An 11,303-nucleotide genomic window follows, 5' to 3' on the forward strand; every position below is an offset into this window, starting at 1 on the left:
CATAATAAAGTTAGTAACCGGCCACTGCATCATCGCCACGAATATCTGCAGCAGTTTCTTTGTTACCATTGGTAAGTACCTTAATAATTTCAGTACGGCCAATGGGGCCGCGTTGTTGAATTTTGTATCCCATTGCTTCTAACTGCTGAATGGTGTTTTTAGGAAAATTAGGTTCTACAAAAATTACATCGGGTAACCATTGGTGGTGAAACTTGGGTGCTGCAATGGCTTGTTCCGCACTCATGTTAAATATTAAAACATCTACCAAAGTTTGGAAAACTGAGGTGGGAATGGTAGTTCCACCCGGAGTTCCGCAAACCATAAAAGGTTGATTGTTTTTCAGCACCAGGGTAGGTGCCATTGAGCTTAGCATGCGTTTGCGGGGCTGTATGGCATTGGCTTCGCCACCTACGGCACCAAACATATTCGGCACACCCGGCTTTACACTAAAATCATCCATTTCATTATTCAAGAAAAAGCCGGCACCGCCTACTACGGTTCTGCTGCCATACCAACCATTTAATGTGGTGGTAATGCTTACCATGTTGCCTTCAGCATCCATAATGCTGATGTGTGTGGTTTCATCATGTTCCGGAATTTGCCCTTCTTTAATCATTGAACTAGGGGTTGGTTTGGTACTATCATAATTCGCCATACGTTGTGCTAAGTAGGCGTTACTGGTTAACGTTTTAACCGGTACTTTCCAAAAATCAGGATCACCCATGTAAGCAGCTCTATCTGCAAAGGCTCTACGCTCGGCTTCTACCATTAATTGTACCATTTTAGCCGATTCAAAACCATAACTAAACAAAGGCCGATTCGCAATCATTTTCATTAATTGTTCAACAATAATACCGCCACTGCTTGGTGGTGGCATACCAACTATGGTATATTCATTAAATTGAAAAGAAAGCGGCGTTCTGTCAATGGCTTTGTATTGTTTTAAATCTTCTAAGCTAATAATGCCTTTACCTCTTTGCATTTCAGCAACAATTAGTTTTGCCGTTTCGCCTTCATAAAATCCTTTTGCCCCAAATTGACTAATACGCATCAAAGTTTTGGCCAAATCTTTTTGTACCAAAGTATCACCGGCTTTCCATGGTGTTGGTTTTACAAATGCATTGGGTTTTGTATTGTATTTAATAAAATCGGCACGTGTAGCATTTAATAAATGGGCTTCTTTTTCGCTAATTACAAAACCTTTATCAGCTAAAATAATGGCAGGTGTAATTAATTGTTCAAAGGGTAATTTGGCATATTTATACATGGCAAAAATTCCGGCAACACTTCCGGGAACACCACTGGCCAAATGCCCGTCTTGCGAAAGATGCATATTAGGATTACCATCCTTATCTAAATACATATTCCGTGAAGCTTTTTCAGGTGCCATTTCCCGATAATCAAGTGCCAAGGTTTGTCCTTTAGCAGTTCGGGCCACCATAAATCCACCGCCGCCAATGTTGCCGGCTTCCGGGAAAACCACAGCTAATGCCAATTGTGTAGCAATGGCAGCATCAAACGCATTGCCGCCTTTTTGCATAACTGCAGCGCCAATCATGCTGGCTAAAGGATGCGCACAAGCTACAGATGCATGCTGAAAAGTTGCATCTTTTGGAATGGTGTAATGATAGGGATCAATTTGTTTACCGGCACCTATTAATTCACTCTGACTGAAAGAAGTTTGGTAAGAACAACTTACAATTAAAACAGCAACGAAAAACTTATTCCATTGAATGGCTTTAAAGCAATTGGGGACGAACATGGTAATTTTTTTATGAATAGCAGTAATCAATTTATTACAGCAATTTACAGAAATATTCTCAGGCTAATGAATAGCCAATGCACCATCTTGCTTAAAAAAGAATTAAGCCTGCAAGCGGTGTTGTTGATTTATTCAAATAAAATGTGCGCTTATTAAATTAAAACTTGAAACCTATAGTTGCTACTATGTTACCCAAATTGCCGGTTTGAATGGCATAAGTATTGGGCTTATCATTTAAGTAGTAAGGGAAATTAGCATCCTTAACAAAGGTGTACACATAAGTTAAGTCGATGAATATTCCATGGTTTCTATATCCAATACCACCACTGGTAACAATTCTATCGGCTTTAATGTCGGAACCTGCATAGGGGCTACCGTAATAAGCAGCACCTAAGCGAAACATCCAGGGATCAAATTTTAATTCACCGCCAATTCTGGCATTAATGTTTCCTTTGTAATAACTCTTAACGGTGCTATTCAATTGGCTGTAATAATCAATGCTCGACTGGTCGGCATTGGCTGCAGCACGAAAGCGTGCACCTCTGTAATTTACATATTCCAAATCGGCACTTATAAATGCACGTTGTTGGTGTGTATTGGCTACTTCCCTAAATACATAGCTGGCACTGGCAATGGCACGCCATGGTGTAACGATACTGTATTGACGTGTGCCGGGATTGCCACTGTTTAGTTCATCACTGGTAACTGTTCTAATGCCGGCATAAGATTCCGTATTGGCTGTTATGGACGAGCGTATTTGATCGTTAAAAGAAATGAGTTGCGGAGTATGCAAAGCAAATCCTATCCGCCAAAACTCTTTAGGTTTGTATAGCATTCCTAATTTAAGCCCAACGCCAACACCTTGCGATTTAAAGTTTTCCTGATAAGTAAAACTCGAAAAGTTGTTATTAGGATTATTGGTAGGGTCAGTTTCTGAGTAAGTCAAATTCCGTTCATAATAAACCACCGGAACAGTTAAACTACCGCCAATGTATAGTCTATCGGCCATATTACCGGCTAAGCCCAATGCAATTTCATTGTAACCGCCACGCGTAATGGCATCGTATGATTGTATAACACCGGTTGAAATGGGCACTAAACTTTGGTAACCGGCAACAGTTCCACCGGGTCCGCTAATGGTATCAATTAAAAAAGCACGAAATGCCAATGATGAACCAAAAATATAATTGCTTAAAGCGGCGTTGGTGTCAGCCCTGTCGCGGGTAAGCTCTTCCAAATATTGCTCGGTGAATGAACTGACATTATTAAAACCTGTGTATTGAATATGGTTATTATAATTAGCCAGTTGATTCACGGAAATAGAAAAAGCTGTACTGGTAAATTTGCTGTCGCTGTAACGGCTGGGTGAGCCAATCACTAATCCACTGGCGCCGTACATAAATGCATTTTTTTTAGCAGTAGTGTCGGTGCCGCGATAATTTAATTTATTGTTGTTCATTAAAAAGCCGGGCGATAATACCAATTCTCTAGTTTTATATAAACCTAAACCTGCCGGATTAATATTGGCTGCTGCAATATCGCCACCCAATGAGGCCATTACGCCACCGGCCGCCATGCTTCGTGCAGATCCATTTTGGGTAAACCAAGCGGTTCTTAAAGCATCTTCAGGTGTTTGCGCAATTGCCCATTGACTCAATAGCAGGCATAAAAAGGGTAGTACTTTCTTCATAGATTGGCTTTGGTGCTGAATCTTAAATAATTAAAAGTGTTTCTTAAATCAGGGTATCTTAATTTCTTGGCCCTCGGCTTCCGGAAGCACTGCTTCCCACACTGTTAAAGCCACCACTTCTTCCGCCGGCATTACTGCTAGGCGTAAAGGTGTTACCGTTAGTATTGAATGTTCTGGCTGGTCTGTACCAACTGTTATTATTACTGGGCAAGTTGCCATTAGTAGATGGTGATGATGAAAATACCCTTCTTACCAAGCTGCCAAAATTATTACCCGGTGCGTAAATATTGTCACTCTTCAATTGGCGTTGGTAATTATTGTTGCTGTAATTTCTGTTTAAATAAGCAGAAAGATAGCTGCCTGAAGTAGAGCGGCTGATGATGGAAGGACTTTTATAGCCAATTAATACCGAAGCCGGGTTATACCAACTATTCCATCCATAACCTAAACCATAACCATAACCGTAACCATAAAATGGCATCATACCAAAGCCAGTTGTATAGTAAGGGCTCCACATATTCCAATAAGGATTATAATATGGGCTCCAATTACTCATGTATGCCCAATTATTATAAATGGGAAAATCATAACGGCTATCATTCCAATAACTATAGTCATCTAATGGTGCCCACAAATAATAGTTGCGCGCTTTCATGCTTAAATAGCGGTCATCGTTATAATTTTGAAATTCCTGATAACGATTTTCCGAACGAGTTTCTGCTACCATGGCATTGCCGGTGGTAGGCGAATAATATAAATCGTCAGGTGTTTGCGTTGATTTGTAAGCTGTAGTACAACTGCTTAAAACAACAACCCAACTTATTATGCTTAAAAAACTTGTTTTCATATTCATGCGTTTTACAAAGTTCGTAATACTAAGTTACATACATTTGCTGCACTTTATTTACGAATTAAAATTACATCAAAAATATTGCCTGTATTAAGCATTAATTAATTTTTATGTTAATAATATGCCAAATGCTGCAATACTATAACAAAAAACTATAGAAAAAGTTATGGCAAAAGAATTAACCGCTCGTGCTGAAGATTATGCGCAATGGTATAATGATTTGGTAATTAAAGCCAATTTGGCCGATTACAGTGCCGTAAGGGGCTGTATGGTGATTAAACCTTACGGCTATGCATTATGGGAAAATATGCGTGATGCCTTAGACAGGATGTTTAAAGCTACCGGACACGTAAATGCTTATTTCCCGCTTTTTGTTCCTAAAAGTTTGTTCGAAGCAGAAGAAAAAAATGCTGAGGGCTTTGCCAAAGAATGTGCGGTGGTTACACATTACCGGCTAAAAACCGATACCGAAAAACCCGGAAAATTAATGGTTGATCCCGATGCTAAATTGGAAGAAGAGTTGGTGGTTAGGCCAACCAGTGAAGCCATTATTTGGAATACTTATAAAAATTGGATACAATCATACCGCGATTTACCCTTATTAATTAATCAGTGGGCGAATGTGGTACGTTGGGAAATGCGTACCCGTTTGTTTTTACGTACCGCTGAATTTTTATGGCAAGAAGGGCATACAGCGCATGCAACCAAAGAAGAAGCATTGGAGGAAACAGTAAAAATGCTGAATGTATATGCTGATTTTGTAGAAAATTGGATGGCAGTTCCGGTAATAAAAGGAGTTAAAACCCCTAATGAACGTTTTGCCGGTGCTGAGGATACTTATTGTATTGAAGCTTTAATGCAAGATGGGAAAGCTTTGCAAGCAGGTACTTCACACTTTTTAGGACAAAATTTTGCCAAAGCTTTTGATGTGAAATTTAGTGATAAAGAAAACAAATTAAGTTATGTATGGGCTACCAGTTGGGGTGTTAGTACCCGGTTAATTGGGGCATTGGTAATGGCGCATAGCGATGATGACGGACTGATTTTACCACCCAAAATTGCTCCTTTACAGGTAGTAATAGTGCCTATTTATAAGGGTGATGAACAGAAAGCACTTATTGCTGAAAAAGCTTTGCAAATTGTGCATCAACTGCAACAAAAAGGCATATCTGTTAAATTTGATGATAGCGAAAATGCTCGCCCGGGTTGGAAATTTGCACAGTATGAAATGCAGGGTGTACCCGTTAGATTGGCCTTAGGTGTACGCGATATTGAAAACAATGTGGTTGAAGTTGCCCGCCGTGATACTAAAACCAAAGAAACAGTTTCATTAAACGGAATTGATGTGCATGTTGAGAAATTGTTGGCCAACATTCAAAGCAGTATTTATGAAAAAGCTTTAGCCTACAGAAATGCACACATTACACCTGTAAACACTTGGAATGAATTTATGGATGTTTTGGAAAATAAAGGCGGCTTTATTTCAGCACATTGGGATGGAACCTCAGAAACTGAGGAAAAAATAAAAGAATTATCAAAAGCTACCATACGTTGTATTCCTTTAAACAATCCAAAGGAGGCAGGGCAATGTATATTAACCGGCAAACCCTCTACCCAAAGGGTATTATTTGCTCGTGCTTATTAGTGGTACAATGATTGTTTTTGCTTTGTAGCGTTAAGTAAATTAATGTTCATTTAAATTAAAATAGTTGAAACAAAAGCCTGTAAGTGCTGCATTACAGCCATTCTTAGATGGCAAGTTGTTGCTGTTGAATAAGCCATTGCATTGGACATCGTTTGACGTGGTGAAAAAAGTGAGAATTGCTACCGGCATTTCTAAAGTTGGGCATGCCGGCACTTTAGATCCGCTGGCAACAGGTTTGCTTATTGTATGTACCGGTGGGTTTACAAAAAAAATAAATGATTTTATGGGGTTAGATAAGGTATATACCGGCACCATTACATTAGGCGCTGTAACTCCATCATACGATTTAGAAACGGAACCGGAGCCTGTAGCTGATGCCCTCAATGTATCTGAACAGGCTATTTATGCAGCCACACAGCAATTTGTTGGTAATATATTGCAAATGCCACCACAGCATTCTGCCATTAAAAAAGATGGTAAACCTTTATACCTTTCTGCACGCAAAGGCATTACCGTTGAAGTACAACCCCGGCCTATTACCATTCATGCTTTTGAAATTACCAATATACAACTACCAATTGTTCATTTTAGGGTGCATTGTTCAACCGGTACTTATATTAGAAGTTTGGCTAACGATTTTGGCGCTGCATTAGGTGTAGGTGGCTATTTAAGCAGCTTGTGCAGAACTGCTATTGGTGAATACACATTGGACAATGCCATGGAAATTGCAGCTTTTGAAGCACAAATAGCTATGCTAAAAAATACTTCTAATACATAATTTTTTTCAGTACAAATGGTTGCCCAGTGTGCGGAACGATGAAGTGATTGCGACGCAACAGGCGATGCTATGAAAAACAACAGCCGGTATAACATTCATTAAAATGGTAAGCCAATACCAAATTGTATGGCATAGTTATTCACTACTGCATTGCCTCTGTTTTCGGTCCAGGTTAGTTTATTTAGCTCAGCCCATCCATTGTTGTATTGGCGAGCAGGGTCTTTTAATTTGTAGCCAAAATCAAGGCGAAGCAAGAAGTAAGAAAAATCAAAACGCAAACCGGTACCTACACCAATGGCCAAATCTTTGCCTAAGCGGTGTAACTGAAAAACAGAATTCGGATCGGCGGGGTTGGGCGTCAAGCTCCATACGTTACCCATATCGGTAAACAAAGCACTGCTTAATTTAAAGGCACTGAAGGTAAACAAGGGAAAACGGAATTCTATGTTTCCTTCTAATGCCATATCGCCAAAACGTTCTTTGTAGTTAGTGTAAGAAATAGTATCAACTAAAATGGAAGAACCTAAACCCAATTCCCTTAAACTCCATGCACGCATGCTATTGGGTCCCCCTTCAAAATATTGTTTAAAAACAGGGATACTTTGACCTGCTTTAGGAAAGGCAGCACCAATAAAAAAACGAGTGGCCAATTCGGTTTTTCGGTATTTTTTTAAATAGCGGTATTCACCCTCTGTTTTAATGTATTTAAAAATGCGATCGGTATATATGTTTAATAAAGAAGTAAGTGTGCCTGACTCTTCCAAGCCTAAACGAATGTAATGACTTTTAGATGGATCTCTGTTACTGTTAAAGGTTCTAATAGCTGAAATGGCCGACCCTGCAACATTTCCATCGCGGAAAGAATTGCGTAAGAAGGGGTTGTTTTTAAATAATGTATCTAAACCGGGAAGGGTATCAATTTTATACAATTCTACATTTAAAGGTTTGAATGATATACTGGTAACGGCATTGGATTTGCGTGCATTTTTTGAAAACTCGTATCCCCAGCTGGTAGTTAGGGAACGAAGTTGATAATAATCGCGGCGGTCGGTATAGGAACCTGCCATGGATAATAAGGTACGTTTGTTATCGGCCGATCTGAAAAACTTAGAATCAATAACTCTGGGTATAATTAACTTGGGAAAGTTGTATGCGTGACTAAGACTTATTTGAAAAGTTTGTAACAAGGGGGCACCTGTAACACCCGGATTTTGGGCTTGTCCAATATTTAATTCTGTTCCTAAACGCAGGTTGGTTAACGATTGAATAGAGCGTTTCCAAATATTGCGATTAGTATAGGAAAAGTTGGTGGCAATACCAAATAAGTTACCAATGGTGATGTCGCCGGTATTACGGCTGCCTTCCAAATTTACACTATAGCTTTGTTTGGGTGCAGGCGTTAAAAAAAGGTATAAGTCTAATGAGTCCTTTGTATACGGTATCACCTTTCCGTCAACCTGTTGCCATGCCGGTAAATGGCTAAGGTCGTTAATGGTTTTATAGTATTTTGTTTCACTGTACAGTTGGTTGTAGCGCAGGTAGGTATGTTCAATTAAAGGTTTGTAAACAAACTTACCTTCTTTATAGCGCATGGTTAAATGCTTGTAATTGAATTGTTTTAAATTTTTTTGCAGCATTACGCTATCGGGTTGGTCGGTAATTTTTAATTCGGGATAGTAATAAATGTGGTGAATATAGTATTGCTCAAGTATAGAGCTGTCTTTTGTTTGCCTTTGCTTAATTTCAACATTCCATTTGGGGTTTTCATATCGGGCTCTATTGGCTTCTTCAATTAATTTGGCTTGTGTAAGCGGATCGAATGCCAATTGTAAAAGTTGCGTGTTAGTAGTGTCTATTTCTGCATAAAAGTTGTCTTTGGTTATTTTATAATAACCACTATCTCTAAACAAAAGTGTAAGCCGGTCTAACTCATTGCTTATAACTTGTTTGGTGTAAGGCGTTCCCTTTTTTAACAGCGTTTTATTGCTGTTGGCCAAAGCCATTTTTTGTAAGCTGGAATCAATTGGTTTAATGGCCGTATCAATTAAATGATAACTTACAGAATCAATAGTAATGTTTTTTCCCAAATTGATTTGCATGATAATGGTTGCCCTAATTTGGTTTTTAACGGTATCGAATTTGGGTACTGAATCTTTAAACTGTGCATAATAATAACCTTGCGAGTTTAAATAGGCATTCATGAAACGGATGGTTCGGCTAATATTGGCTGTATCGAAAACCGGGGGATTTTTTAAAACCTTGCTAATAAGGGGTTGTTTAAAGGAAAGTTTTATTTCGTTAATATACCTGGCTTGCAAGCTATCATCCCAATAATTACTTAGTTCATTTTTTAAACGTTTTTTCTCATCTTTGGAAACCTTACCATTTAATTCAATTTTGTTATCAAAAACAAAGGGTTTATTAATGGGGTAATTTTTTACAATAGAACAAGCAGCTAAATATATCAATAGCAGCAAAAGGAAAACATATAAAAATAATTGCTTTAGTTTAAAATACATATCAATGCTTAGTCGGAATGAGGTCAAATATATTCAATCTTTGTGCCACAAAAAACAACGTACCGAAGATGGGGTATTTTTAGCAGAAGGGGTAAAAATTGCCGATGAAATTTTGGCATCAGATTATACCATTAAAAAAATATATGCAACTGAGGGATGGTATAGCCGACACAAGGCAATGAATGTGCCTGTTCAAGTTATTACGGAAGCTGAATTAAAACGCATTAGTCAGCTGCAAACTCCCAATGAAGTGCTTTTAGTGGTACAACAAAAGCCTGCGAGCATTTTAAGCAAGCAAATTAATGGTTGGGTATTGGTGTTAGACGGTATTCAAGATCCGGGCAATTTGGGTACTATTATTCGCATTGCCGACTGGTTTGGTATTCAGCAAATTGTATGCAGCAATGATACCGTGGAATGGTATAATCCTAAAGTTATTCAAAGCAGCATGGGCAGTTTTTTGCGTGTAAAACATTGGTACACCTCATTACCCACCTGGTTACAGCAACTAAATGTGCCAATATTAGGGGCCGTTTTAAATGGTAAACCCGTACAACAAATTCAAAAATATAATAATGCTGTTTTGGTAATTGGCAGTGAAGGAAAAGGTATTCGCCCCGAATTATTTCCTTACTTAACTGAGCCGGTAACCATTGTAAAAAAGGGTGGTGCAGAATCATTAAATGCAGCAGTGGCAAGCGGTATTTTAATTTCACATCTTACCGGAATGTAATTGCCTTAACAGGTTGTATTTTCTTTACCAAGGCAGTAGGAATCATTAAAGCCAATAAGCAAACTATTGCGGTACCCACACATACCATTACTACCTGCCAGGCTATTAAATGTACCGGAGCAACCGATACATAATAGTTGCTTTCGTCTAAATGAATAAAGCCCGTGTATTGTTGCAGCAAACAAATGCCTACCCCTGCAATTAACCCAATGCCGATACCAAAAACGGAAATAAACCATGCATACAACAAAAAAATATTTTGTATTAGTTTGTCGGGGGCGCCTATTGCTTTTAAAACGCCAATCATTCGGGTACGTTCCAATACCAGAATAAGCAGGCAGGTAACCAAATTTATAATGGCAACAATGGCCATTACAATAAATATTACGTTGCGATTGACGTCTTGAATATTAAGCCAATCAAAAATATTCGGATATACATCTGCTATTGTTTTGCTGCCCCAAACATTTGGAAGTTCATTTAATAAATCATTATTAATGGCATTCATGTTTTTGTAGTTGTTCACAAAAACTTCATAACCGCCAATAGCATTCGCCGGCCAATTATTAATCAATTGAATCAGTTTAATATCGCCAATGGCAAAAAGTTTATCGTATTCTTCAATACCGGTTTTATAAAGACCTACTACTTTAAGTTTGCGATAGGTATTGCTACTGCCGTCGGTAGCTATAAAAAAAATGCGCAACGTATCGCCAACTTTAATGTTCAATTTATTGGCAATGTTATTGGAAAGAATAATTTGTTTTAAATAACTGCTGTCATTCCATTTAAGCCAATGCCCCTGCGTTAAGTAGGGTTTTAGGCGAGCACTGTCATAACCCGCATCAATGCCTTTGAATAAAATTCCTTCAATTTCACCTTGGTGTGCCAATACCGCACTTTTAGTGGCAAATACCTGAAAATGGCTAATGCCCGGTTGATGTTTTAAAATATATTCAACGGTATCATTTCGTTCAATAGGACTTTCTTCAGCTACCAAAGCTTTATCGGTTTCAAAATGTTGTACCCGAATGTTTCCCCAAAAGCTAAATACTTTTTGTGAGATGGTTTGTTGAAATCCGTTTACAAAAGCCAATGTAACAATCATAGCCATTACACTTACCGCTGTAGCAGCAATGGCCAAACGAATAATAAACCGTGAAAAGGTTTTTTGATGATTAAAAGTAATTTTTCGGGCTATGTGGAAAGCAACATTCAAGCTAATGTATTTTGAATGGTCAAAACTAAGGGGTAGGTGCCAATCGGCAAAACGCAATTAAATTATGACATTCAAACATAGTACTGTATTTTTATTTAAAAGTTTGA

The 11,303-nt window shown here is 38.4% G+C and carries 8 protein-coding genes; 3 read left to right on the forward strand and 5 right to left on the reverse strand.

Going from position 1 to position 11,303, the window contains the following annotated elements; genetic code table 11:
- Positions 1–10: 10 nt before the first annotated feature.
- From ggt to LX80_RS13505, 3 genes are all read right to left on the reverse strand, one after another.
- A complete protein-coding gene (ggt, locus tag LX80_RS13495) occupies positions 11–1,762 on the reverse strand; it encodes a gamma-glutamyltransferase (RefSeq protein WP_111297207.1) in 1,752 nt (583 codons plus the stop codon).
- A 157-nt stretch (positions 1,763–1,919) separates the two neighbouring features.
- The gene (locus LX80_RS13500) at positions 1,920–3,452 is read right to left on the reverse strand and encodes an OmpP1/FadL family transporter (protein WP_111297182.1); all 1,533 of its coding nucleotides are present in this window, start codon (positions 3,450–3,452) and stop codon (positions 1,920–1,922) included.
- A 58-nt stretch (positions 3,453–3,510) separates the two neighbouring features.
- Positions 3,511–4,299, reverse strand: a complete 789-nt coding sequence (locus LX80_RS13505) for a hypothetical protein (RefSeq protein ID WP_146250536.1) — start codon at positions 4,297–4,299, stop codon at positions 3,511–3,513.
- A gap of 169 nt (positions 4,300–4,468) precedes the next feature.
- Here LX80_RS13505 and proS point away from each other — a divergent pair, with 169 nt between their 5' ends.
- Positions 4,469–5,947 carry a proline--tRNA ligase gene (gene proS / locus LX80_RS13510; protein WP_111297184.1) on the forward strand — a complete coding sequence of 493 codons (1,479 nt, stop codon included), beginning with the start codon at positions 4,469–4,471 and terminating at the stop codon, positions 5,945–5,947.
- Between the two features lie 64 nt (positions 5,948–6,011).
- Positions 6,012–6,725, forward strand: coding sequence for a tRNA pseudouridine(55) synthase TruB (gene truB / locus LX80_RS13515; protein ID WP_111297185.1), 714 nt, complete (start codon positions 6,012–6,014; stop codon positions 6,723–6,725).
- Between the two features lie 98 nt (positions 6,726–6,823).
- On the opposite strand, the gene LX80_RS13520 is transcribed toward truB, so the two are convergent.
- Positions 6,824–9,202, reverse strand: coding sequence for a BamA/TamA family outer membrane protein (locus LX80_RS13520; protein WP_170120468.1), 2,379 nt, complete (start codon positions 9,200–9,202; stop codon positions 6,824–6,826).
- Between the two features lie 46 nt (positions 9,203–9,248).
- Here LX80_RS13520 and LX80_RS13525 point away from each other — a divergent pair, with 46 nt between their 5' ends.
- A complete protein-coding gene (locus LX80_RS13525) occupies positions 9,249–9,977 on the forward strand; it encodes a TrmH family RNA methyltransferase (RefSeq protein ID WP_111297187.1) in 729 nt (242 codons plus the stop codon).
- On the opposite strand, the gene LX80_RS13530 is transcribed toward LX80_RS13525, so the two are convergent.
- On the reverse strand, positions 9,964–11,196 hold the full coding sequence (locus LX80_RS13530) for an ABC transporter permease (protein WP_111297208.1): 1,233 nt from the start codon (positions 11,194–11,196) through the stop codon (positions 9,964–9,966). The two genes, LX80_RS13525 and LX80_RS13530, sit on opposite strands and share 14 nt — an antisense overlap.
- Positions 11,197–11,303 lie beyond the last annotated feature (107 nt).

The organism is Hydrotalea sandarakina (assembly GCF_003254115.1).
Lineage (GTDB): Bacteria > Bacteroidota > Bacteroidia > Chitinophagales > Chitinophagaceae > Hydrotalea > Hydrotalea sandarakina.

Bases quoted from the DNA above. Each gene is read 5' to 3' on its own strand.
- ggt (WP_111297207.1), bottom strand. From the start codon at position 1,762: ATGTTCGTCCCCAATTGCTTTAAAGCCATTCAATGGAATAAGTTTTTC.
- LX80_RS13500 (WP_111297182.1), bottom strand. From the start codon at position 3,452: ATGAAGAAAGTACTACCCTTTTTATGCCTGCTATTGAGTCAATGGGCA.
- LX80_RS13505 (WP_146250536.1), bottom strand. From the start codon at position 4,299: ATGAAAACAAGTTTTTTAAGCATAATAAGTTGGGTTGTTGTTTTAAGC.
- proS (WP_111297184.1), top strand. From the start codon at position 4,469: ATGGCAAAAGAATTAACCGCTCGTGCTGAAGATTATGCGCAATGGTAT.
- LX80_RS13525 (WP_111297187.1), top strand. From the start codon at position 9,249: ATGCTTAGTCGGAATGAGGTCAAATATATTCAATCTTTGTGCCACAAA.